Genomic DNA, 24,555 nt, shown 5'->3' on the forward strand with positions numbered 1-24,555 from the left:
GTAGAAATTTAACGTATAAACTTAACGTATGAACAGCTTGCTAGCCGCAGGCTGTTTTTATTTTGTCGGCGCATCATTCAAGCTTCAACGACCACCCAACATCTTGCCAGCGTCGTTGTTCTTCTTTGAGTTCATAATCAAGCAGTTGATTTTCAGCTAACCAGTCGATGGTATCTCCTTCTAAACACCAATTCTCATCTTGCTCAATGGTTAATTTTACATTCGGTATTGGCGATTGGCTTCGCTGTCGATTGAGCAGGATTGCTATCCTCAGTATTCGAATTAACAACGCTACCTGCCCTGTATTGAATAGCGTGAGATCCGGTAAGTAACTAAGCTTAATCGCTTTTCTTTGATAGCGAACTAATGTTGAGATCAGACGCTGCTGCTCAGTATTGAAACCGGGCATAGTCGTATGTTTAAGCAGAGAAGCTGAATGACGGTGATAACCTTGGAATGCGATACTTTGTCCAACTTCATGAAGCAATGCAGCCCATCCAATTAGATCATAAAGTTCATTATTTACCGCAGTACTCACCTGAGGTTGCGCTTGTTTCAGTAATGAAAGGGCGAGTGCTTTGACTTTCTGGCCATGAACTATGTCAACATGGTATCGAGAGACAAGCGTTTCGGCGGTTCTTGTTCGAACATCAATATCTTTAAACCGATCTTCCATGTCATAAAGAACCCCTTCTCTTAAGGCACTATCGGAGAAATGCAATTCATTGATGTTGAGCATATCCATAACTGCTGAAAGAATGGTGACACCAGCGGCAAACACCGGCTTTCTTTCATCACTTAAACCTGAAAGGTCTAATCCCTTAGATGATGGAAATTCACATAAGTGGTTCTTCAAATAGGATAGGCGTTGCGGCGTAATGAGACCATCGGTGAACCCTAAGCCAATGAGTACCTCTTTTATTGATTTAGCCGTCCCTGATGAGCCAAAGGCAACTTCCCAAGAGATTTGTTTGTATTCTTCAATTAATGGCATCAACAGGCGAGTAGCAGAGACATAAGTATCGGAGAAGTGCTGTGATGTCAGCCCTCCATCGGCAAAGAAGCGCTGAGTAAAACTGACGCATCCCATCGGTAAGCTACGCATTATTTGGGGTGTAAAGCCTTGCCCTGCGACGATTTCGGTACTCCCGCCACCGATATCAATAACTAATTTGGACTCGGAAGCGGCTTGAGTGTGCTCTACGCCGTTATAGATAATTCGAGCTTCTTCTTGACCTGAGATGATCTCTATTGGAAAAGGAAACAATGGTTTAGCTTGCTCTAAGAAGTCTTTGGTATTTTTAGCCTTTCTTAGGGTATGAGTCGCGACGACTCTGACATCATCAAGTTCAAAATCCGCTAGTCGTTCTGCGAATACCTTGAGGCACTCCAATCCCCGCTCGATAGCGCTTTCGGATAAGAAGTTACGCTCATCCAACCCATCGCCTAACCTCACTTTCTGTTTATGTCTGCTGACTAATTGCAGGTGTTGATCGAATACTCGGGCAACCACCATATGAAAGCTGTTCGAACCTAAATCGATAGCGGCAATACATCGAGAATGTTTGTTATCAATTAGCGGCATGATTTCTTCTCTTGTCTGTACTTCTTGCGAGCAAGTTTCTCCATACGTTTAATATAGTGGTAAGTGGAGAGTTGTGACGTAGGGTATTCGAGTTGGTTTGCTGGTGCTTCGATGTAAGGGTTGCTCATCGCTTGGTCTAGCACTCGAGCTTTGTTGCTGTCATCGAAATGAAATTCGGTGATATCGATAATGGTTTGCTTGATCTTTGGATCTAAGATTGGAGTGGCGACTTCGATCCGATGATCGAAGTTTCGCGTCATCCAGTCAGCTGAGGATATATAGACTTTCGGCTTTCCTGCGTTACCAAAGATCATCACTCTTGGGTGTTCGAGAAAACGATCGACCACACTAACAATCTCAATTTGCTCACTGATATTGGAGACTCCCGGTACGAGAGAGCACATACCACGAATGACCATTCTCACTTTTACATTGGCTTGGCTGGCCTGATAGAGCTTCTCAATGATCTCTCGGTCGACCAAATTGTTGAGTTTTAGAGTGATGCTTGCTGGCTTGTTCTCTATCGCGTTTTGTATTTCATTATCTATCAACTGATACAGGCGTTTCCTTGTATTCTTTGGTGACACAATCAGTTGTTTGAACTGTGATTTTTGATAAGGGTTTTCAATATACTTAAAGACTTGTCTCACCTCTTGGGTCAAATCTTCATTCGCAGTGAGCAGAGAAAAATCGGTATACACGCGCGCTGTTACTTCATGAAAGTTACCAGTGCCAATATGAGCGTAATGCGCCGTATGCTTGCCTTCTTTCCGTTTAATGAGCAGCAGCTTAGAGTGGATTTTCAAACTTGGGATGCCATGGATGACTTTTATACCGGCTTCTTGCAGTTTCTTTGTCCACTGAATATTGGCTTGTTCATCAAAGCGGGCTTGCAGCTCAACGACGACAGTTATTTTCTTACCATTGTGTGCTGCATCGATGATCGAACTAAGGAGTTTTGAGCCTTCTGCAACACGGTAAACGTTTATTTTTATAGAGGTTACCTTCGGGTCAAAGGAAGCCTGCCTCACGAGTTCAGTAATGTGATTAAAGGTGTGATAAGGGTAATGCAACAAGATGTCACGAGCTTTGATCGCTTCGAAATAGTTTGGGTAGTGACTGAAATGCGCGCACTTAATCGCGGGTAGTGGACGATTAACTAAATCACGTCGATTAAGGCTTGGGAACTCAGAGAAATGTTTGAAGTTATGATAGCGACCTCCGGCGATAACACTGTCGTAGTCAGATAGTTTTAGTCTGACTTGTAAGAAACTGAGCATTTCAGCTGGCATTTCTGACTCATAGATAAGGCGTATCGGTAGTGCCGTTAAGCGCTGTTCTAAACCTAAAGACATAGATTCTAATAAGCTGCTTTCATTGTTCTCTTGAAGGTCATAATCGGCGTCACGCGTCATTTTTATAGCAAAACAACGTAATGAGTCATACTCAAAGAACCCTTTGAGCAAGTCATCTAAACAAAATCGAACTATATTATCTAACAAGATCAAAGTCGTACGCTGTGAACCAGAAGCTTCCGGTAGCTTAACAAACCGAGGGAGGGCTTCTGATGGAATTTCGAGTAACACGTATTGAGAAGATGTCTCTCGCTCAATGTCGATGGCTAAGTAACTTTGCTCGTCTTTCATAATATTGAGCAACTGGCTATCTTCGTTCAAGAGAAACGGAGTTAAATGTGGAAGCACTTTTTTCTTAAAATACTTTTTGATCCACTCACTTTGCTCTTCGCTGATTTGCTGTTCGTTGACCAGAAAAATACGATTGCGCGCCAGTTCCAATAGTAAGTCGCTATACAATTTATGGAATCGAGCATCGAGCTTACTTGCTTTGCTCTGCATTTGAGTTAGCAGAGCTTTCTGCGAGTTGGCAGGCAATTGAGGATCTTGAAGTAAGATCTTTCGTTTCACATCAGCAAATCGGACTTTGTAAAACTCATCGAGGTTTTTCGAGTAAATACCTAAAAAACGAACTCTTTCGATTAAGGGTACTGATTTGTCGGCTGCTTCTTGGAGCACTCTTTCATTGAAGGATAACCAGCTAAGTTCTTTTGTGACATAGTCTTTTTCCATCGAGATGATAATCCTTGAGTGCTGGCTATAGAGCTGATTACTTTAATTTAGAATGACAAAATTCACAAAATTCACAAAATTTATGATCTTACTTGAAGAAATATGGTCAACAAACTTGTTATTAGTTTCAGTTGTTTAACGTAACTTGTAATATAATTGTCATCTAACGTACATATTATGTCAGTAGCTAAAAAAAGGTAGATAAACAGATGGCTTCAGCCCAATTTTCATTGAAAGAGCGCGACAAAAAAAGATGGTTGAAAGATCGTCTCGTCCGTTTTTCGGTGACATGTGGTGCAGTCAGTGTTCTAGCTGCTCTGGTGCTGATCTTTGTTTACTTGGCGATGGTCATTTTACCGGTATTTTCTGATACTGGTTTAGAGACTGACCAAGTCGTGAAGACCGTTGCTGTAGAAAAGCCTATCGCCTTATCCGTAGATGAATACGGTCAGCATGCGTTTACTATCGAAAAATCCGGTTTGGTTCAGTTTTGGGATTTAGAGTCTCAAAATACACATTCTTACTTTGAGCGTAGTGTTTTAGCTAACCCCATCGCTTTTTCTCGAAATACCCCATCTGAAAATTGGTTTGCCTTTGCCGATAGCGTAAGCAACCTTACCTTTTTCTACCCTGAGTATAGTGCGCCCGTGCTGCAAAAGGGTAGTGAAGCCGATCCTAAAATTGAGCAAATCGATCTCCCTGAACCATTTTTAAATGATGAATCATCAAACGGAGCAACAATCGAAAAATTCGCGTTCTCTAAGAATGGACGTGGTATCACGGTTGCCGCTCAGTTAAGCGATCAACGAGTTTTGGTTAAGTGGTACCAGAGTGATCTTACTGGTCAGTATGTTTTTCAAAAGAGACAATGGTTGTCGGATAAGTTGGGTTTACAGCAACAGTTGTTAGTCACACCTGATGGTCAAACCTTATATCTCCGAGCACAATCGGATTTAGTGATATTAAAGCTATCAGATAGCGGCTTCAATGTTCGTGAAGTGATTGATCTTAGCTTGAATGATGCAAAGCACTCGGTGAAAAGTATCGATTTACTGTCTGGAGCTTATTCACTGTTGGTTACGCATGAGGACGGACAGGTTTCTCAGTGGTTTGATGTACTCAAAGATGAAAAGCGTAGCCTGACCCATATTCGAGACTTCCAACTTGCTGAACAAGTGCAATTTATTCTGCCCGATACTTATAGAAAAGGTTTTTATAGTTTCTATAAGAACGGCACATTACAAAGCCACTATACGACCAGTGAAAAGCTGTCGCTGTTCGAGCGCGCATTTGATAAGTCACCACAATTAGCGGCTATGTCTGCCAACGAACTGCATCTGGCTACGTTGATTGATGGCACCATCAGTGTGGCTAAGGTCGATAACGAATATCCGCAAATATCATTCTCATCGCTTTGGCAAAAAGTCTGGTACGAAAGCTACCCAGAGCCGCAATACGTTTGGCAATCAACGTCGGCGAACGATGACTTTGAAGAAAAATTCAGTTTAGTCCCTATCACGTTTGGTACCATCAAGGCCGCTCTGTTTGCGATGATGTTTGCCGTGCCAGTTGCTGTGCTCGGAGCCATTTACACCGCATACTTTATGTCTCCAAGAATGCGAAGAGTCGTGAAGCCGTCGATAGAACTGATGGAAGCTCTTCCGACCGTTATCATAGGGTTCTTGGCTGGGCTTTGGTTTGCTCCAATTGTCGAAACGCATCTAACGGCAGTCTTCTCATTAATGGTGTTGTTACCACTGAGCACATTGTTGACTGGACTTGTTTGGTACTGTTTGCCGAAGATGGTGACGAGCCGCTTCGCTAATGGTTGGCACGCCTTGATATTGATTCCGGTATTGATGATTACCGTGGTCGCTGTATTTGCTGGTGGACACAGCATTGAAGCCTTGTTGTTTGACGGTGATATTCGTACCTTCTTAGCTAGCTATGGCATCGACTTTGATCAACGTAATGCGCTGGTGGTTGGTTTCGCTATGGGCTTCGCTGTCATCCCTACCATTTTCACGATTGCAGAAGACGCTATTTTCTCTGTGCCAAAACATTTATCCGATGGCTCACTGGCTTTGGGAGCGACGGCGTGGCAGACACTTATCTATGTGGTGTTATTAACGGCTAGCCCAGGTATTTTTTCAGCAGTTATGATGGGACTTGGGAGAGCGGTTGGCGAAACCATGATCGTTTTGATGGCTACAGGTAACACCCCAATTCTTGACTGGAATATTTTGGAAGGGATGAGAACGTTATCGGCAACGATTGCTGTTGAATTACCAGAATCTGAGGTGGGCGGTTCTCATTTCCGCTTGCTGTTCTTGGCTGCACTCTTGCTGTTTATCTTTACATTCGCGGTGAACTCAGTTGCTGAGTGGGTTAGACAAAGACTGAGAGATAAATATCGTGCGCTGTAGTTTTAAAGGTTCACCTCAATCTCTATCAATGGCTGTTAGCTGTTTGATTAGCGTATCTCACGAAGTTGGCTCTTTCTTGGGTTCAGCACGTCAGAGCAAGGTCGTTCATGATGAATAAACTGAAGTCATTATTGTCTTGGATTAAATCAGGCTCTCCGTGGATTTGGCTTACGGGCGGTGCAGTGAGCATCAGTATGCTCTCTGTTCTTGGCCTAATGCTGTTGATTGGCTGGAAGGGTTTAACCTATTTTTGGCCAGCTCCTTTGTATCAATGGCAAGTCGACTCCAAAGATTTGTCGTTAGTGGTCGATCTTGACGAAACGGTATCAAAGCAAGATGTATTGATTGGTCAGTTATATGAACGTAAATACATCCCGATAGAGCAAGTTCCACAAGTACACGACCTCTTGTCGCCTCAAAATTTGTCGACGGGACTAATTCAGCGCTTAAGTATCAAAGTCGCCAACAGAGAACTGTACCCTGCGGACTTTGTTTCTATTCTGGATGTTAACTTACGAGAACCAACAACTCCGCTTGATTGGATTGTGATTGAACGAAGTCGAGGTGGTTATTTCTTTGGTAAACCGGTTGGTTTTAAAACCGCTTCTGGCACCTTTGATTCGAACATAGACCAAAAATTCGAACAAGGCTTGGCGTTCGCTGATACGTTACGTAAAGAAACGTCGCGTGTTGTGAACCAAGAAATCCGCAATATCAGTTGGCAATTGGAAAATCTGCGCTTAGAAAAACGTAAGCTTGAACTCAATGAGTCAGTGAGCGATGAATACCTTAAAACTTATACTCAAACTAAACTGGAACTAAATCGCCAGTTAGCGGAAGCAGAAGTAAAGCTTGAGCATCTTAGAACACAGCTCAATGTCGAAAGCTTGTTGGTGGAAGATATGACAGGAGAGCAGGTTGAAATTTCGCTCAGTCATATCTTGGATTATTGGTACCCGAATAATATGTCTTATCTTGAAAAGGTTGGGCATTGGGGCAAGCAAGTTTGGAAGTTTTTATCTGAAAACCCACGAGACTCAAACTCTGAAGGTGGGGTGTTTCCTGCGATCTTCGGCACTGTGTTGCTGGTTATTCTCATGTCGATCGTAGTGATGCCACTTGGTGTCGTTGCTGCTATTTATCTTCATGAATATGCAAAAAACAACGCACTGACTCGTTTGATCCGTATTGCTGTAATTAACTTAGCGGGTGTACCGTCGATTGTGTATGGCGTATTCGGCTTAGGTTTCTTCGTCTATACCATCGGTGGTTCTATCGATTCTTTGTTTTATGCAGAGCGATTGCCAGCACCGACATTTGGTACTCCAGGTCTTTTATGGTCTGCATTGACCTTGGCGGTATTAACATTGCCCGTTGTTATTGTAACAACGGAAGAGGGCTTAACGCGTATCCCTAGCTCGGTGAGGCATGGTTCATTGGCGCTTGGTGCTACTCAGTTTGAGACCCTTTGGCGTATTGTTTTACCGATGGCAAGCCCTGCGATTATCACGGGGTTGATATTGGCCATCGCGAGAGCTGCGGGGGAAGTGGCTCCATTAATGCTGGTAGGTGTTGTGAAGCTAGCATCAAGCTTACCTGTAGATGGTCAGTTCCCATATCTACACTTAGAGAGAAAGTTCATGCACTTAGGCTTTCATATCTACGATGTTGGTTTTCAAACATCTAATATCGAAGCGGCACGACCTTTAGTGTATGCGACTTCATTTTTATTGGTTACGGTTATCGTTGGACTGAATTTAACAGCCATTAATATCCGTAATAACTTGCGTGAAAAATACCGAACCTTAGGACAAGATTAAATGTTCTCGATTAATGAAACCTTGGGTTACCAAGCACCACTTGATGTTCACAACCTGAAGGATGAGCAAATTGCTATCTCGATTGAAGGGCTGAATCTTTATTATAAAGAGAGCCAAGCACTCGATGATATTTCAATGCAGATCCCTAAGGGGCAGGTGACGGCTTTTATCGGCCCTTCTGGCTGTGGTAAGTCGACTCTTTTGCGCTGCATTAATCGCATGAACGATCTTGTTGAAGGCTGTAAGGTTTCAGGAAAAGTGAAGCTTCATGGTAAGAACGTGTATCACCCTAAGGTGGATGTCGCGACTTTACGACGTCGTGTCGGCATGGTGTTTCAACGTCCAAACCCTTTCCCTAAATCTATCTATGAGAATGTGGTTTATGGATTGAGGTTGCAAGGTGTGAGCAACAGCCGAGATCTTGATGATGCAGTTGAACGCTCTCTGCGCGCCGCGGCGTTGTGGGATGAAGTGAAAGACCGTTTGCATGAAAACGCTTTTGGTTTATCGGGTGGTCAACAGCAGCGTTTGGTTATCGCTCGTGCGGTTGCCATCGAACCTGAAGTGTTGTTATTGGATGAGCCAACATCGGCACTCGATCCGATTTCGACATTGACGATTGAAGAGTTGATCAACGAACTTAAGACTCAATACACCGTTGTTATTGTTACTCATAACATGCAGCAGGCAGCTCGTGTGAGTGACCACACCGCTTTTATCCATATGGGTAAGTTGATCGAGTACTCAGATACTGATTCTATATTTACTTCGCCATTGAAAAATCAAACGGAAGACTACATTACAGGTAGGTACGGCTAACGTTTAAGTTCGCGCTATCTAGAGCTAAGTCACTCTGAAATAAACGACTTTATTCATTTCTTTTAAGGAGCTGACATGCATTTTGGTCGCCACATCTCAGGACAGTTTAATGTCGAATTAGAATCTATCCGTACACACGTATTAACTATGGGTGGATTGGTAGAGCAGCAGTTGTCATTTGCGATGCAAGCGCTTCATAAAGATGACTCGGAACTGGCCAAAAAAGTAATTCGTGACGACCATAAAGTGAATGCGATGGAAGTTTCAATCGATGAAGCATGTACTCGTATTATTGCTAAGCGTCAGCCGACTGCCAAAGATCTGCGTTTGATTATGGCGATCATCAAAACCATTACTGATCTAGAACGTATTGGCGATGTGGCTTCTAAAATCGCACAGGGTGCGATTGAGATCCCTTCTACGAAAGAGCAAAAGTTTCACGTCTCGTTAGAGCCATTGTGTCGTCAGGCAATTACTATGTTGCATCAAGTATTAGATGCTTTTGCTCGTATGGATGTCGATGCTGCGGCAGAAGTACATAAACTTGATGATAAGCTGGATGCGGAATACGAGGCCGTCATTCGTCAGTTGATGACGTACATGATGGAAGATCCTAAGAACATCCCCAATATCCTACAAGTGATGTGGTCAGCCCGTGCGATTGAGCGAGTGGGAGATCGTTGCCAAAATATCTGTGAATACATTATTTACTTTGTGAAGGGTAAAGATGTACGCCACCTTGGTGATCAAAGCCTAGATGACGCACTGAAGTAGGTATTAACTTTAGAATCGAATAATTGCACCAAGGTTAAGGTTGATTGTTGTGTCGTAAGGCACGAACGTCTTATTGTGATCAAAAATATTCATATCAACACCAGCACGTAGCCCAAGCATTGGTGTCGCTTGGTACACGTAGGCACCGCCTAGGCTTAAACCATGTGCTGTCTTCTCTTCTACTTCACCTGAGCGTGTTTTCGTTCCATCATAACTTGCCACACCAATTTCAGCCTGAAAGCCATGGATTTGGTTTCTTCCAAACATGTTCTGGATACCAACACGATACGCATCAACCGTTTCATCATATCGATCGCTGTCATACCAAAGATGAGAGTAGCTTAGGTAAATGGCGCCTAGATTTGCAACATCAGTAATACCCGCCTGGATCCCAAAACCATGATAAGCGCCGATTTTTACTTCAGGAGATAGGTGAAGACCACTTGCTGAAACGGAAGTAGAAAGGACGGTAATTAAAAGCAGGGGAGACTTTATCTTCATAAAAATACCTAGAGAAATTAGCCGTCCTTGGCTGCAATGAATTTTGATTTGAATAGATTGGCTTTAGAACTTTCGCTCGAAGGCGGTCAAAGCCTGGATAAGGTGTTAAACCAAGGAAATGATTGATCATAAAAAGCCAGCGTAGACGCTAGCTTTTTCTATTAATTAGAAACGGTAACCGACAGTCCATGAGAATGTGTCGTAATCTACGTCATCGTAACTCGCGAATTCAAAGCGCATGTCAGTGTATAGGTGTTGTCCGAATTCAGCTCGACCACCTAAACCAATAACAAAGCTGGTATCGTTGTATGATTCAGTCCACTTGTGATCAACGATGCTAATTGAATTATCTTCGCTTTGACGTGCTAGGCCAAGGACACCATAAGGTTTCAAAGAGAAGCCATCTAATTCAAATTTATAACCGATGTCAGCGTCAACTTGGAACTTGTAACCATCGACTTCAGCTTTGAAACCTTCAACGCTTTCATCGTCACTGTTAGTTGCGTAAGAAACGTTAATACCTACGATACGGTTAAACTCATAACCATATTCAAGTTTGATGCCGTTACCCCAATCAACAGTGTCGTCTGTTAGCCAGTCGGCAACTTGAGTTTTGTTGTAACCGATACCAACACGGTGTTGGCTGTCAAAGTTGTTTGCAAGAGCAAGAGCAGGAACAGAAAGAAGTGAAGCTGAAATAAGGGTAGTAAGTGCAATTTTCATATTAGTCTCTATTTAGGGTTTAACTGCACGATCCTTCGTAGTTCAGTATCCGTTTTGATAGAGCTAATATTAAACCGTGTTTTACTTTTAGGCTAAGTAGCTGTTTTTATTTCACTGATAATTTTTACTTATTATTCTGAGCCAATAGAGCTCGCTGTATGATGTCAAACAGCCAGTTGGTTAAAGGTGAGTTTCGATTCTTTGCGTGCAAATAACTGTAGACCGGAGTCTTCAGCGTTTTTCCGTCGACTGAGACATCTATCCCGCGTAATGTCGGATAGTTTTCTACTGGGAAAAGGTTGGAGTGGGGCATGTACATATCAGTATGTTGAATGACGTCGATCAGAGCCATGACCAACTCACTGCGAAAACCGATACTATGCTCGATGGAGAGGTCAGTTAAAATCTGAGACGCCAAGCTAAAATTGTCATTCCAACCTGGTGTTACTAATGATGCGATTTCGTACCCTGCCATGTCATATGGAGTTATGGTGTCTTGCTTTAAAGGGTGCTCTTTCCTAACAAATATACGTCCTGTTAATTCAATGAGCTGCCTTGTATAGACTTCTTTACTTGTCTTTTCTCCCAGGTAGCTTACTCCCATCAAAACCTCATCTTTTTGTATATCTGAGACAGACGAGTTTGACCATGGAACAAGCTTTAATTTAGCGTTTGGTGCTTGTGCTCTTATATCTTTAAAAAGTGAGCCAGACAGACAAGAAAGCACCACTGGAGATAGGGCGATTTTCAACGTGTAATCAATCTCTTTCGGGTCAAAAGCGTTCGATGTATTAATCGCGATAGATAGACCGTCCATGAACGGTTTGATTTGATTCGTGAGCTGCTCTGAAAATGCCGTAGGTTGTAAGCCTCCATGAACCTTTACGAAAAGGTCGTCGTTGAAGTGGTGTCTTAGCTTTTGTAGGGCTTGGCTAACCGCTGGCTGAGAAACGAATAAACGTTCCGCAGCCTTTCTGGTGTTTTTTTCTTGATAAACAATAAGAAATGTTCGTAACAGGTTTAAATCAAGAGAGCTGAATAAGTCTTTAGCCATATCTATCCATGAAAATTTTCTGTGCTATTTAATCTAATATACGTCAGTCAGTTAGATTAGTCAGTGTGGTTCTCTTCGATTTTTGGTAGCGACTATTGTCCTAAAGCGGTGAGGGCAGCTCTTACATCGGATATCTTATTCGCATCAGTCACGGGGATCTGATAATCATCAATATCATCACTGCCCATTTGAGCACTTGAGTTGCTTTCCATTAGACTTGGTCTTGTCGATTTACCTGAAAGGTGAAGTGCAGGTACTTGGGTGGTGCTTTGAATCATTTTCGCATTTGTTGCGTTGACGCCAGCCCCAGCCATGATGTCGATTCTGCCATCGGCTTGTTTGACCATATCTGCGAGCACATTGATGCCTTGCTCAGCATTAGCAGCAAGCCCTGATGTTAGGATTCTTTCAGATCCAAGTGTGATGACCTGTTCTAATGCTGTTTGGTAATCAGAGCTTTGATCAATGGCTCTATGAAACGTCATTCCAAGCTTCAATGAGTGCGCTTTGTCAGCCAGTTGATGCATTTTTGGCATATCAATACTTCCGTTCGGCGCTAATACACCAAGTACGACTCCATCCAACCCAGCACTTGCACAAGCTTCAATATCTTCAAGCATACATAGCATATCGTCATTATCGAAAATGAAGTCGCCTTGTCTTGGTCGTATCATCGCGTAGACAGGAACGGACGAAATTTTTGCCGCTTGTTTCATCATTCCGAAGCTTGGAGTTAACCCGCCAAGTGCCAATGAAGAGCAAAGCTCAATTCGATTCGCGCCACCAGACAGCGCGTTGTGTAGAGATTCTAAGTTATCGATACAGACTTCAATTTCGATGTTCATCATGTTTATCCGTTTAAAAAAGATACTGATGAAATCATAGCAACCTAGATACGGATATGAATAGGTGGTAGCAGAGGAAAATAGGGGCAAAGTTTGTTTTTGTAACTACCTCAATTAAGTGATGCTGAGGGAGCTTAGGGGAAATGAAAAGCCGTCGAATCGATATGAAAAAAGCCCGAAGCGTTAACTTCGGGCTTTTAATAGGACTTTACTTCTTAACTGATTGGCGGTGCGCTTTGCGCTATTAGCTTATGCTTTATTTCTCTTTATAGAGAGTCTTCCAACCATTAACCCGTGTTGAGTTCGGGCTTAAGAGGTAATTACTTGCTTAGGTCGTCAGCGTGCTCAGATAGGAACGCTGCAACACCTGTTGGTGATGCGTCCATACCTGCTTTGCCTTCTTCCCATTGTGCAGGACAAACTTCACCGTTCTTCTCGTGGAAGTTTAGTGCATCTACCATGCGTAGCATTTCGTCGATGTTACGACCTAGTGGAAGATCGTTAACTACTTGGTGACGTACAAGGCCGTCAGCGTCGATTAGGAAAGAACCACGGAAAGCAACGCCTGCTTCTGGGTGCTCAACATCGTATGCTTTGCAGATCTCGTGCTTAACGTCAGCAATTAGAGGGTATTTAACTTGACCGATACCGCCATCAGCGATAGCAGTGTTACGCCATGCGTTGTGAGAGAATTGTGAATCGATAGAAACACCAATTACTTCAACGCCTTTAGCTTGGAAATCTTCTAGACGGTTGTCGAAAGCGATTAGCTCTGAAGGACAAACGAAAGTGAAGTCTAGTGGGTAGAAGAAAACTACAGCTTTCTTACCTTTAGTGAATTCTGCGAAGTTGAAGTTATCAACGATCTCACCGTTACCTAGAACAGCTGCTGCAGTAAAGTCAGGGGCTTGACGACCTACTAGTACCATTTGGAATCTCCTAAAAAATTAGTTGGCCCAACACATCTTTGTTTGGGCTCCGTTTCTACGGGACAAACTATAGTACAATCGGTACTATAGAAAAAAGCGAATTAAATAGATTAAGTTAATCGAAAAAAGCGATGAGCCTAATCTTTGTCCAGTCCTTAGGTCTACTGACCTTTACGTAAATTATCCTACTCATATTACAAAGTAATTTCATGAATAAATGGCCAAGTCTTAAGCAGCTTCACTATCTTGTTACCCTTCACGAAACCCGTCATTTTAGCGATGCTGCGGATCGCTGTTTCGTCAGTCAATCTACGCTAAGTAAAGGTATTCAAAACCTCGAAGAGCTGATTGGTTGTCCTCTTTATGAGAAGAAAGATAAAAAGAGCCCATTGGTTTTCACTCAAGCGGGTGAGCTGGTGGTTAAGCACGGTCGAGAGCTATTGGCGAAAGGGCAAGATCTTGTCGAACTTGGAAACTTGTGTAATGGGGATGCGATGCAAGGGCAGCTAAGAGTCGGGTGTATCCCTACCATTGCGCCATTTCTTCTGTGTGATTTGGTTCAAGAAGCCAATCATCGTTTTCCTCAGTTGAACTTACTGTTACGTGAAGACACGACGACTAACTTATTGGCTGCATTACGTCATGGTGAGTTAGATGTGCTGATTCTGGCTCTGCCTGTCGATATCGACAACATGGAGAGTAAAGTTGTTGGGCAAGACCCGTTCAGAATGGTGATCAGTCGTAATCAAGCAGATGGCATTCGTGTTCCGATTAAATACGATGACTTGCCAGATGAGTCTGTATTTTTGCTAGAGAACGAGCACTGCTTAACCGAGCACGCGGTATCAGCTTGTAAGTTAACCGATAAAGAGAAGATAAATCCGTTCACAGCCACAAGCCTCCACACATTGGTGCAAATGGTAGCAAATGGTTTAGGAACCACCTTTATTCCGCAGATGGCTATCGATCACGGCTTATTGGAAAACCAAAACCTAGTGGTTATTGATCCTCCTGGTCAGCAAGCGTACCGAGATATCGGCCTTGTATGGCGCCCGAGCTCTTCGCGTCTCGAGACATTCCATCAGTTAGCGGATGTGGTGTCTGAGTTGTTATAAAAAAACTAGAACATCAAAACAAAAAGAGCGGCTATTTTAGCTGCTCTTTTTGTCTGTTCATTTGAGAAGAAAAACGCCACAAAATGTGGCGTTGGAAATTTATTTACAGCGTTAGATTTTGAAAAAACTCAGTAAGTCTTTTTGTTTCACTGCTAATGAAGATAGCTCCTCACTTGCTTGTTTGCTTTGTTCGATTCCTGAGACATTTTGGTGAACGATATCAAAGGTCAAAGAAACATTTTGTGAAATATCCTGTGTGACTCCTGATTGCTCTTCAGATGCTGTTGCTACTTGTGTATTCATATCTGAAATCAGGCCAACAGACTCCGTAATTGATGCAAATGCCGTTCTAAGCTGCTCACTATAATTACGAGATTCGACGGCTAGGGAAAGGTTAGATTGCATGAACTGGTTGGCATCTTTCGCTTGCGCTTGAAGTCGAGATATTATCTCTTGAATGTCGACCGTTGATTGTTGTGTTTTAGCCGCCAGAGAACGAACTTCATCAGCAACGACAGCAAAACCACGCCCTTGCTCACCAGCTCGTGCGGCCTCAATGGCTGCGTTGAGTGCTAGCAAGTTCGTTTGCTCAGAGATGGAGTTGATCACTTCAATAACAGTACCGATCTCTACCGAGTATTCTTGCAGTTGATTTACGATATTTGATGTCTCTTCGATTGAGTCTTCAACCTTGCGAGATATATCATCTGAGGCATCGAGTGAAACGCCGCCCTTTTTAACATTGGAAGTTGCACCCGTTGCCGCGTTCTCAGCACTAGCTGCATTATGGCTAACCTCATTCGCAGTACTAGAAAGTTCATTGATGGCTGTTGCTATTTGCTCCATTTGGCTCAGTTCTTGTTGAGCATTCCCTTCTGTTTGACTCATCACGGCCGTTAACTCGACTGAAGCCGCTGAAACATTGTCTGAAATTTGGTGGAAACCATCGATGATACGACGTAGCTCTTGGCGCATCTCTAAAATGTTTGCGTATATACCCGTTTCTTTACCTGTTATTGGAATCTGTTTTGAAAGGTCACCGGAAGCGACTTCCTCTACAATTGCTTGAATATCGCTAGGCTCTCCCCCTACGACTTTCCAGACGCTACGATAAATCGAGATGGCAATGCCAAGGGCAATCGCGATAACAATAATTGAAAGAGCACCTAAGATAAATTGAGCATTTGAAAATCGTTCAACCATGCTTGGTCCTACAGAGTCTTGTTGTGACTTGGTAGATAGCTTTATTTCTTCAATTGTTTTCGCCGCATTGCTACCTGCAATATCAAGGGTTCCAGAAACGATGTTGTTTCGTTCCTTTATCGTGTTAACAACTTCTGAAAAAGTGACTCGGTAGGTTTTAAAGGCATTATTAAAATCAGCTAAGTAACGAATTTGCTCGGCTGACATCAATTGAGATTCTATGGTTTCTACGAGAAATGTGGCGGACGCAAACTCTTTTTGAGCTCGTTGAGCATCTTCTATTTTGTTGCTAGTCAAAAATTTAGAAGCATACAATCGTGATAACAACACATGTTGTTGAAGTTGCCCTGAACTGACAGCAACTTCTAAATCTTCTTCAGCAGAAGCTTGCGTCATCAAGTTAGTCACTGCTTGTCGCATCTTAAGACCTGATGGATCTAAGTTTTCTTTAACTAAGTTGTTCCTAGTATTGACCAGTTGCACAACCTGGTTAAAGCCCTGGCTGTATTGTTTAAGCTGCTTCTCTATCGCTAAAAACTCATTTTTATGTAGGTCGTCAATATGAGCGTCCAATACTTCGTCAATCAACTGAATTGATGTTGTGATGCGCTTATTGAGTTCTGAAGCATGCGATGCAACAGGGTTCTTTATATATTTTAATGCAGATAAACGAGCTTCCAATATGTTGGCTTGGATTCGGCCAGTGGATACACTGGTTAATGCAAGAGAACGATAGGTATTAAACCCATGACTAGATTGATAAAAGCGCAATGAAGCAACGACTGAAATAACCAAAATTAGCGCAAGAATCACGCCAAAACCCAAGGACAGCAATTTCTTTAAACTCATAAGTATCATTCCCAGAAAGGCAGTTTGTTTTTATTGTTAACAAATTTTTACATTATCCAAACGATAGATATATCAATAAATCTAATTAGAGTCTTACATTCTCATATGTAAGAACAATAAGTCAGATAGGTTTGTTGAGATGCTTATTTTTTGGAACAGGTCTCTAAGAAGAAATGAAGGGTGTGGTGAGTTTCACAGTGAATATGTGAGAGTTGGGCATGTAAAGAGCCTTGGATTGAAAGGCTCTAGGGGGTTAGCGGGTAAAACAACCTTGATTAACCTTCCGCTTCTTCTGGCTCGACTTCTTCCTGTAGCTCTAATAAGTTAATCGCTATCGTGACGAAATCACTGTCGGTGATAATGCCTACTAGTTCGTGATTTTCTACGACAGGTAAACAGCCCACTTTGTGCTTCTGCATATAGATAGCCGATTCTTTTAACCCAGCACGCGGCTCTACTGACATAACACTTTTGTGCATGATGTCGTTGAGGGGAGTGGCAAGAGTAAAAGATTGAGCTTGTGGGATGTTTTGCAGGCTGGATTCTTGAGCGGCTAGAACGTCTCGCTGTGTGACGACGCCAAGTAGTTGCCTGTCGGAATCAACGACCGGAATATGGCGGATATCAAGCGCTTCCATCATGTGCTTAGCATCGGCAAGTGAGTGTGAGCGCAATAGGGTATGAGGGTTGCGAGTCATCATATCTTCAACCTTGATCATACGAACCTCCTTCTTTTTTATTTGTTGCTATTACTATAGTTTTTTATCCAAAAAATAACTGAGATCTGACGCATTCTTGGGTGAGTTTTATGCAACTAATTCTTTAGTTTGAGGTGGTGAATCAGTAGCACTATTTTACGCCTCTTTACAATAATCCAGTGCTGTAAACCTTGCTATTGCGGCTCGTGTGCCTATACTAGCCCACTGCGAAATTTTTAGTCGTGTTTGTGATGTGTTTCTGGTAACGATTGACTTACCGTAACGATTGATCTGCAACCATGATTTATTATTCGTCAACAGCACAAATCTCATCAACTAAGACAAGACTACAAACATGCAAGTTTCAGATTTTCACTTTGACCTACCAGATGAACTCATTGCTCGCTACCCTCAAGAGGAACGCACAGCAAGCCGCCTGCTTAAATTAGATGGCAACAGCGGTAACCTAGCTGATGGTTCGTTTAAAGACGTTTTAGACTTGGTTGAGCCAGGCGATCTTGTTGTTTTTAATAATACTCGCGTGATTCCTGCTCGTGTATTCGGTCGCAAGGCCTCAGGCGGTAAGCTTGAAGTGCTAGTGGAGCGTATGCTCGATGAGAAAAGCATTCTTGCGCATGTTCGTTGTTCTAAATCACCGAAGCCGGGCACGAAGTTGTTCCTTGGTGAGAATGATGAGTATGAAGCTGAAATGGTAGCGCGTCATGATGCGTTGTTTGAAATCCATTTCACTTCCGATCAAAGCGTTCTAGAAATTCTTAACAGTGTTGGTCACATGCCACTGCCTCCTTACATCGATCGTCCTGATGAAGATGCAGATAAAGAGCGCTACCAGACTGTCTATAATGAAAAGCCGGGTGCGGTTGCAGCGCCAACAGCAGGCCTTCACTTTGATGACAAGCTAATGGCTGGCATGAAAGAAAAAGGTGTCGAGTTTGCTTACGTGACGCTTCACGTTGGTGCTGGCACGTTCCAGCCGGTAAAAGTAGATAATATTAACGATCACCACATGCACGCAGAGTACGTTGAAGTACCGCAAGAAGTGGTTGATGCCGTTGCAGCAGCAAAAGCTCGCGGCGGACGCATTATCGCTGTCGGTACAACCTCTGTGCGTTCACTAGAAAGTGCGGCTCAAGATGCATTGAAAAATGGCACTGAGTTAGTTCCTTTCTTTGGTGACACAGAAATCTTCATCTTCCCTGGTTATGAATACCAGTTGGTGGATTGCTTGATTACCAATTTCCACTTACCAGAATCAACACTGATCATGTTGGTGAGTGCATTTGCTGGTTATGACAATGTGATGGGCGCATACGATCACGCAGTGAAGAGCGAATACCGTTTCTTCAGCTACGGTGATGCGATGTTCATCAATAAGAAAACGAGCTAATTTTAGCTGGTTATAAACGATATAAGCAGAATTTACGGGTGCTAGCAGTAAGCTAGGAGTCGGGCAGGGTGTCTGTCTAATCTCTCGCAAGGAATACGCGACCGCTCCTCATAGAACTCGCTAGATTGAACTTATGTTTAGCTTAAGGTTCTGAATTATCAGTCAGATTGTTTCTCTGGCATATTGGAGGCTTCGTGAAATTAAAATACGAACTTAAAAAAACAAACAGCGGCGCACGTCGTGGTCAACTTCAGTTTGAACGTGGTAGCGTTGAAACACCAGCATTCATGCCTGTAGGTACTTACGGTACGGTTAAAGGCATGACTCCCGAAGAAGTGAAAGACACAGGTGCTGAAATCTTGCTAGGCAATACGTTCCACCTATGGTTACGCCCTGGTCAAGAAATCATGAAACTGCACGGTGACTTGCACGATTTCATGAACTGGAAAGGACCTATCCTGACTGATTCAGGCGGTTTCCAAGTATTCAGCCTAGGTGCGACGCGTAAAATCACTGAAGAGGGTGTTCACTTCCGTAACCCTGTAAACGGTGACAAGATCTTCATGGACGCTGAAAAGTCGATGGAAATCCAAAAGGATCTAGGCTCAGACATCGTAATGATCTTTGACGAATGTACGCCTTACCCTGCGACGCATAAAGAAGCTAAAGACTCAATGGAGATGTCTCTTCGTTGGGCTCAGCGTTCACGCAATCACTTTGACAAGCAAGAAAACCCGAACTCACTATTCGGTATCGTTCAAGGTGGCGTATACGAAGACCTTCGTGACGTATCCGTTAAAGGCTTAACAGAAATTGGTTTTGACGGTTACGCTGTTGGCGGCCTAGCAGTAGGCGAACCAAAAGAAGACATGCACCGTATTCTTGAGCACACATGCCCTCAACTGCCTGAAGATAAGCCACGTTACCTAATGGGCGTAGGCAAACCTGAAGACTTGGTTGAAGGTGTTCGTCGCGGTATCGACATGTTTGACTGTGTAATGCCAACGCGAAATGCACGTAATGGCCACCTGTTTGTCACTGAAGGTGTGATCAAGATCCGTAATGCGAAGCATAAAACGGATACAACACCACTAGATTCAGATTGTGACTGTTACACTTGTAAGAACTACAGCAAGTCGTACTTGCATCATTTGGATCGTTGTAACGAAATCCTAGGTGCTCGACTGAACACGATTCATAACCTGCGTTTCTACCAACGAATTATGTCAGACATTCGTCAATCTATTGATGAAGACCGTTTTGAAGAGTTCGTTGCTGAGTTCTACGCAAGAATGGGGCGTGAAGTGCCACCGTTAGGTAAAGAATCTTAGTATTTCTTTTTTTGCGAGCCCCATCTCTATTCCTAGAGATGGGGCTTGAAAATAAAGGGATACAACCCAATTAGACAAACAATTACCAAAATATAATAGAGGATGTTTTTAATGTTTATTTCTCAAGCTCACGCAGCAGTAGAAGGTGCACCAGCAGGCGGCGGTTTCGAAATGCTTATCATGCTAGGTATGTTCGCTGTGATCTTCTACTTCATGATCTACCGTCCACAAGCTAAGCGCGTAAAAGAGCATAAGAGCCTTATGTCTTCTATGGGCAAAGGCGATGAAGTTCTAACAAGCGGCGGTCTAATCGGTAAGATTACTAAGATTGCAGAAGACAGCGACTACGTTGCTATCGAACTGAACGCAAACAACGAAGTTGTTATCAAGAAAGACTTCGTTACAGCAGTGCTACCAAAAGGTACTCTGAAATCACTATAAACAGCTAGAGGATCCTCGCTGTGCTAAACCGTTATCCGTTATGGAAGTATTTGATGGTGGTGTTTGCCATCGCTATCGCCGCGTTGTACGCACTTCCGAATATATACGGTGAAGATCCGGCAGTTCAAGTTACAGGGGCGCGTGGCGCCTCTGTAGATCTGTCTACGCTGGATGCTGTCACCAATGCTCTGGAAGCAGAGAACCTTTCTACTAAATCCGTTGCTCTAGAAAACGGTTCCATTCTTGTTCGCTTTAACGATACAGATACGCAAATTAGTGCCCGTGATATCATCACAGAAGCACTAGGTGATGATGTTATCGTTGCTTTAAACCTTGCGGCTTCAACTCCTGATTGGCTTGAATCTATTGGTGCTGCACCAATGAAACTGGGTCTTGATCTACGTGGTGGTGTTCACTTCTTAATGGAAGTGGATATGGATGCTGCGATGCAAAAGCTAGTTGGCCAACAAGAAGAAGCCTTCCGTAGTGAACTTCGTGAAGAAAAAATTCGTTACCGTGCTATTCGCCCATCGGGTAAAGATGCAGTTGAAGTGATTCTACGTAACGAAGAGCAGCTTGCTGAAGCGAAATCGCTACTGCAATCTAAGCACCAAGATATGACGTTCGTAGATTCAGAATCTAATGGTCGTTTTTCTTTGGTTGCTCGTTTTACAGATGCTCGTCTTCAAGAAATCCGTAACTACGCAGTAGAGCAAAACATTACCATTTTACGTAACCGTGTTAACGAACTTGGTGTTGCTGAACCTTTGGTTCAACGTCAAGGTGCTAGCCGTATCGTAGTGGAATTGCCTGGTGTTCAAGACACGGCGCGCGCTAAAGAAATTCTTGGTGCAACGGCGACACTTGAGTTCCGTGAAGTTGATAGTAGTGCTGACTTAGCCGCTGCCGCTTCTGGTCGTGCCCCTGCGGGTAGCGAAATCAAGCAAGATCGTGATGGTCGCCCTGTGGTACTTAAGAAGCGCGTTATTCTAGGCGGTTCAAGTATTACTGATGCAAGCTCAAGTGTTGATGAATATGGTCGCCCACAAGTTAACATCTCGCTAGACAGCGAAGGTGGTAGCAAGATGTCTACATTCTCTCGTCAGAATATCGGTAAGCTTATGGCTACGGTATTTGCAGAGTACAAAGACAGCGGTCGTAAAACACCAGAAGGTCGAGTGATCTTAAGTAAGCACGAAGAAGTGATCAACCAAGCGACGATTCAATCTGCGCTAGGTCGTAACTTCCGTATTACGGGTATCGACTCAACGGCTGAAGCTCATAACTTGGCACTTTTACTACGTGCTGGTGCATTGATTGCACCTATCTCGATTGTAGAAGAACGTACGATTGGTCCATCTATGGGTCAACAAAACATCGATATGGGTATCATGGCGATGGTTTGGGGTATGGCTGCAGTAATGTTGTTTACTCTGCTTTACTACCGTACTTTCGGTTTGATTGCGAACGTTGCTCTGATGGCTAACTTGGTGTTGATTATCGGTGTTATGTCGATGATTCCGGGGGCTACTATGACTCTGCCAGGTATTGCCGGTATCGTATTGACGGTTGGTATGGCGGTCGATGCCAACGTACTTATCTTTGAGCGTATACGTGAAGAACTTCGAGATGGACGCAGTCCACAACAAGCGATTCACCAAGGTTATGCGAACGCATTTAGCACAATCGCCGATGCCAATATCACCACACTACTGACAGCAATTATTCTATTTGCTGTAGGTACAGGTGCAATTAAAGGCTTCGCGGTAACGCTGTCTATCGGTATCTTAACTTCAATGTTTACAGCTATTGTCGGAACACGTTGTATCGTGAACCTGATGTATGGCGGCAAACGCGTTAAGAAACTGTCGATCTAAGGCTAGGAATTAATATGTTTCAGATTCTAAAAGCAGAAAAAATGATCGACTTTATGCGTTGGTCAAAGGTTGCCTTTTTATTCTCAATCTTGATGATTGGTACTGCCATCTTTACCTTAACAACGAAATCGTTGAACTGGGGTCTAGATTTTACCGGTGGTACTCTGATTGAAGTGGGTTTTGAGCAACCAGCAAACCTACCTGATATCCGTAGTGCACTAGAAGCTGAAGGTTTCGGTGATGCAACGGTACAGAACTTTGGTTCTGCACGTGAGGTAATGGTTCGTTTACGTCCACGTGACGGTGTTGCTGGCGAAACGCTTGGTAACCAGATCCTGTCTGCAATTAAAGATGGTACTGGTGAGCAAGTTGAGATGCGTCGTATCGAATTCGTTGGCCCTAATGTGGGTGACGAGCTAACAGAAGCGGGTGGCCTTGCTATCCTTGTTTCTCTGATCTGTATCTTGATCTATGTGTCAGTGCGATTCGAATGGCGTTTGGCAGCAGGTGCGGTATTAGCACTGGCGCACGACGTTATCATCACACTGGGTGTGTTCTCTCTAATGCAAATTGAGGTGGATCTTACCATCGTAGCAGCCTTGCTAACGGTAGTCGGTTATTCCCTCAACGATACCATAGTAGTATTTGACCGTATTCGTGAGAACTTCCGTAAGATGCGTAAGGGTGAAGCACCCGAAGTACTGAACAGCTCAATCACACAAACATTGAGCCGTACATTGATTACTTCTGGTACAACGTTATTCGTAGTTATCGCGCTGTTCGCTCAGGGCGGTGCTATGATTCACGGCTTCGCGACTGCACTTCTATTGGGGATTACCGTTGGTACTTATTCTTCTATCTACGTTGCATCTGCACTCGCTATGAAGTTGGGTATTACGCGTGAACACCTAATGCCACCACAAGTGGATAAAGAAGGTGAAGAGTTTGACGAAATGCCTTAGGCCTTGGCTTAACAATTTTCGCTGAACCAAAAAAAACCGCTAGGCAACTAGCGGTTTTTTTACGTCTGTATTCTGTCGATAAGCTCTACGCAACTTATTGGCGAATTGCGTTGTGCTCGTCGCAGCTAACTGCCATCTTGCTCGTATCTCGTATCTCGTATCTCGTATCTCGTATCTCGTATCGCAGATACAAAAAAGCCCCGCAATAGCGAGGCTTTGAAAATCTTCTGCTCTTAACTAAAGAGCATTAACGTAAGGTCTGAATTACTTCAGCATACCTTCGTTAGAGTTCTCACGAACGTGCTTAAGAATAGACTTAACACCACGTGCGCTTGAAGCAACAACATTACCAGACGTCATGTAATCAGTACCGCCAGCAAAGTCAGTCATGATAGCGCCAGCTTCACGAGCGATTAGATCGCCAGCTGCTAGATCCCATGGCTTAAGGCCTAGTTCTAGGTAACCGTCAACACGGCCAGCCGCTAGGTAACATAGGTCAAGTGCTGGAGAGCCAGTACGACGGAAGTCCGCACAATCAACGAATAGACCAGAGATGATCTTCATGAAAGATTCAGAGTGTTGTTTTTGCTTGAATGGGAAACCAGTCGCTAGAACAGTACCTTGAAGGTCTTTAAGTTGAGTAACACGCATACGAGCGTTGTTAAGTTGAGCGCCAGAGCCACGTTGAGCTGTGAATAGCTCGTTTAGCATTGGGTCATAAACACAAGCAACTTCTGTACGACCGTTCATACGAACAGCAATAGATACAGAGAAGTGAGGGAAACCTTTTACAAAGTTGTTGGTGCCATCTAGTGGGTCAACGATCCATTGTACGTCAGAATCTTTACCTTCAGTCAGGCCTGACTCTTCAGAAATAATGCTGTGCTCTGGGTAAGATGATTTGATTGTCTCAATAATCATGTACTCAGCTTCTTGAGCAATGTTAGTAACGTAATCGTTGTTACCTTTTAGAGACGATTCGATCTTATCAGTTGTTTCTAGAGATTTAGCAATATGGTTGCCAGCTTTACGCGCAGCGCGTATCGCAATGTTTAGCATTGGATGCATATGGTTTTTCCCACAAGATGTTAAAGAACAATTTAAAGCG

At 43.4% G+C, this 24,555-nt stretch carries 20 protein-coding genes; 10 read left to right on the forward strand and 10 right to left on the reverse strand.

What is annotated here, in order from left to right; all coding sequences use genetic code 11:
• Positions 1–73 precede the first annotated feature (73 nt).
• Both ppx and ppk1 read right to left on the reverse strand, forming a co-directional pair.
• Positions 74–1,585 carry an exopolyphosphatase gene (gene ppx / locus AC3CID_RS02755; RefSeq protein WP_488526910.1) on the reverse strand — a complete coding sequence of 504 codons (1,512 nt, stop codon included), beginning with the start codon at positions 1,583–1,585 and terminating at the stop codon, positions 74–76.
• A complete protein-coding gene (gene ppk1 / locus AC3CID_RS02760) occupies positions 1,576–3,672 on the reverse strand; it encodes a polyphosphate kinase 1 (RefSeq protein ID WP_488526911.1) in 2,097 nt (698 codons plus the stop codon). Before ppk1 ends, ppx begins: the two co-directional genes overlap by 10 nt.
• Before the next feature lie 209 nt (positions 3,673–3,881).
• On the opposite strand from ppk1, the gene AC3CID_RS02765 reads away from it, so the two are divergent.
• The 4 genes from AC3CID_RS02765 (at position 3,882) to phoU (ending at position 9,511) form a co-directional block, all read left to right on the forward strand.
• A complete protein-coding gene (locus tag AC3CID_RS02765) occupies positions 3,882–6,098 on the forward strand; it encodes an ABC transporter permease subunit (RefSeq protein WP_237299846.1) in 2,217 nt (738 codons plus the stop codon).
• Between the two features lie 110 nt (positions 6,099–6,208).
• Positions 6,209–7,918 (forward strand): phosphate ABC transporter permease PstA, encoded by a 1,710-nt coding sequence (pstA, locus tag AC3CID_RS02770; protein WP_488527268.1) that lies wholly within the window; start codon positions 6,209–6,211, stop codon positions 7,916–7,918.
• Positions 7,919–8,737 carry a phosphate ABC transporter ATP-binding protein PstB gene (gene pstB / locus AC3CID_RS02775; RefSeq protein WP_004735071.1) on the forward strand — a complete coding sequence of 273 codons (819 nt, stop codon included), beginning with the start codon at positions 7,919–7,921 and terminating at the stop codon, positions 8,735–8,737.
• A 75-nt stretch (positions 8,738–8,812) separates the two neighbouring features.
• Positions 8,813–9,511, forward strand: coding sequence for a phosphate signaling complex protein PhoU (gene phoU, locus AC3CID_RS02780; RefSeq protein WP_488524714.1), 699 nt, complete (start codon positions 8,813–8,815; stop codon positions 9,509–9,511).
• 9 nt (positions 9,512–9,520) lie between these two features.
• Here phoU and AC3CID_RS02785 read toward each other — a convergent pair whose 3' ends face one another.
• From AC3CID_RS02785 to AC3CID_RS02805, 5 genes are all read right to left on the reverse strand, one after another.
• Positions 9,521–10,012: a hypothetical protein gene (locus AC3CID_RS02785; RefSeq protein ID WP_488526912.1), complete on the reverse strand. Its 492-nt coding sequence runs from the start codon at positions 10,010–10,012 to the stop codon at positions 9,521–9,523.
• A gap of 165 nt (positions 10,013–10,177) precedes the next feature.
• The gene (locus AC3CID_RS02790) at positions 10,178–10,735 is read right to left on the reverse strand and encodes a porin family protein (RefSeq protein ID WP_488526913.1); all 558 of its coding nucleotides are present in this window, start codon (positions 10,733–10,735) and stop codon (positions 10,178–10,180) included.
• Between the two features lie 124 nt (positions 10,736–10,859).
• Positions 10,860–11,789 (reverse strand): LysR family transcriptional regulator, encoded by a 930-nt coding sequence (locus AC3CID_RS02795; protein WP_488526914.1) that lies wholly within the window; start codon positions 11,787–11,789, stop codon positions 10,860–10,862.
• A 92-nt stretch (positions 11,790–11,881) separates the two neighbouring features.
• Complete coding sequence (locus AC3CID_RS02800) at positions 11,882–12,634, reverse strand: copper homeostasis protein CutC (RefSeq protein ID WP_488527269.1); 753 nt, start codon at positions 12,632–12,634, stop codon at positions 11,882–11,884.
• A gap of 320 nt (positions 12,635–12,954) precedes the next feature.
• Positions 12,955–13,563: a peroxiredoxin C gene (locus AC3CID_RS02805; protein WP_004735077.1), complete on the reverse strand. Its 609-nt coding sequence runs from the start codon at positions 13,561–13,563 to the stop codon at positions 12,955–12,957.
• A 209-nt stretch (positions 13,564–13,772) separates the two neighbouring features.
• Between AC3CID_RS02805 and AC3CID_RS02810 the strand changes: the two genes are divergently transcribed.
• Positions 13,773–14,678, forward strand: a complete 906-nt coding sequence (locus tag AC3CID_RS02810) for a hydrogen peroxide-inducible genes activator (RefSeq protein WP_004735078.1) — start codon at positions 13,773–13,775, stop codon at positions 14,676–14,678.
• Positions 14,679–14,789: 111 nt separating this feature from the next.
• Here the strand turns inward: AC3CID_RS02810 and AC3CID_RS02815 are convergent, their stop codons facing one another.
• Entirely contained in the window at positions 14,790–16,730 is a 1,941-nt protein-coding gene (locus AC3CID_RS02815) for a HAMP domain-containing methyl-accepting chemotaxis protein (RefSeq protein ID WP_171311376.1), read from the reverse strand.
• Positions 16,731–17,005: 275 nt separating this feature from the next.
• Positions 17,006–17,449: a CBS domain-containing protein gene (locus tag AC3CID_RS02820; RefSeq protein ID WP_065206952.1), complete on the reverse strand. Its 444-nt coding sequence runs from the start codon at positions 17,447–17,449 to the stop codon at positions 17,006–17,008.
• Between the two features lie 334 nt (positions 17,450–17,783).
• On the opposite strand from AC3CID_RS02820, the gene queA reads away from it, so the two are divergent.
• From queA to secF, 5 genes are all read left to right on the forward strand, one after another.
• Positions 17,784–18,836 carry a tRNA preQ1(34) S-adenosylmethionine ribosyltransferase-isomerase QueA gene (queA, locus tag AC3CID_RS02825; RefSeq protein ID WP_017092445.1) on the forward strand — a complete coding sequence of 351 codons (1,053 nt, stop codon included), beginning with the start codon at positions 17,784–17,786 and terminating at the stop codon, positions 18,834–18,836.
• A gap of 194 nt (positions 18,837–19,030) precedes the next feature.
• Positions 19,031–20,167: a tRNA guanosine(34) transglycosylase Tgt gene (gene tgt / locus AC3CID_RS02830; protein ID WP_004735086.1), complete on the forward strand. Its 1,137-nt coding sequence runs from the start codon at positions 19,031–19,033 to the stop codon at positions 20,165–20,167.
• 111 nt (positions 20,168–20,278) lie between these two features.
• A complete protein-coding gene (gene yajC / locus AC3CID_RS02835; protein WP_004735087.1) occupies positions 20,279–20,608 on the forward strand; it encodes a preprotein translocase subunit YajC in 330 nt (109 codons plus the stop codon).
• Positions 20,609–20,628: 20 nt separating this feature from the next.
• Positions 20,629–22,485 (forward strand): protein translocase subunit SecD, encoded by a 1,857-nt coding sequence (gene secD, locus AC3CID_RS02840; RefSeq protein WP_004735088.1) that lies wholly within the window; start codon positions 20,629–20,631, stop codon positions 22,483–22,485.
• A 14-nt stretch (positions 22,486–22,499) separates the two neighbouring features.
• Positions 22,500–23,447 (forward strand): protein translocase subunit SecF, encoded by a 948-nt coding sequence (secF, locus tag AC3CID_RS02845; protein ID WP_004735089.1) that lies wholly within the window; start codon positions 22,500–22,502, stop codon positions 23,445–23,447.
• 264 nt (positions 23,448–23,711) lie between these two features.
• Here the strand turns inward: secF and suhB are convergent, their stop codons facing one another.
• Entirely contained in the window at positions 23,712–24,515 is an 804-nt protein-coding gene (suhB, locus tag AC3CID_RS02850) for an inositol-1-monophosphatase (RefSeq protein ID WP_004735090.1), read from the reverse strand.
• Positions 24,516–24,555: the final 40 nt, after the last annotated feature.

The sequence above is a fragment of the Vibrio sp. QJM3NY_21 genome (assembly GCF_057785975.1).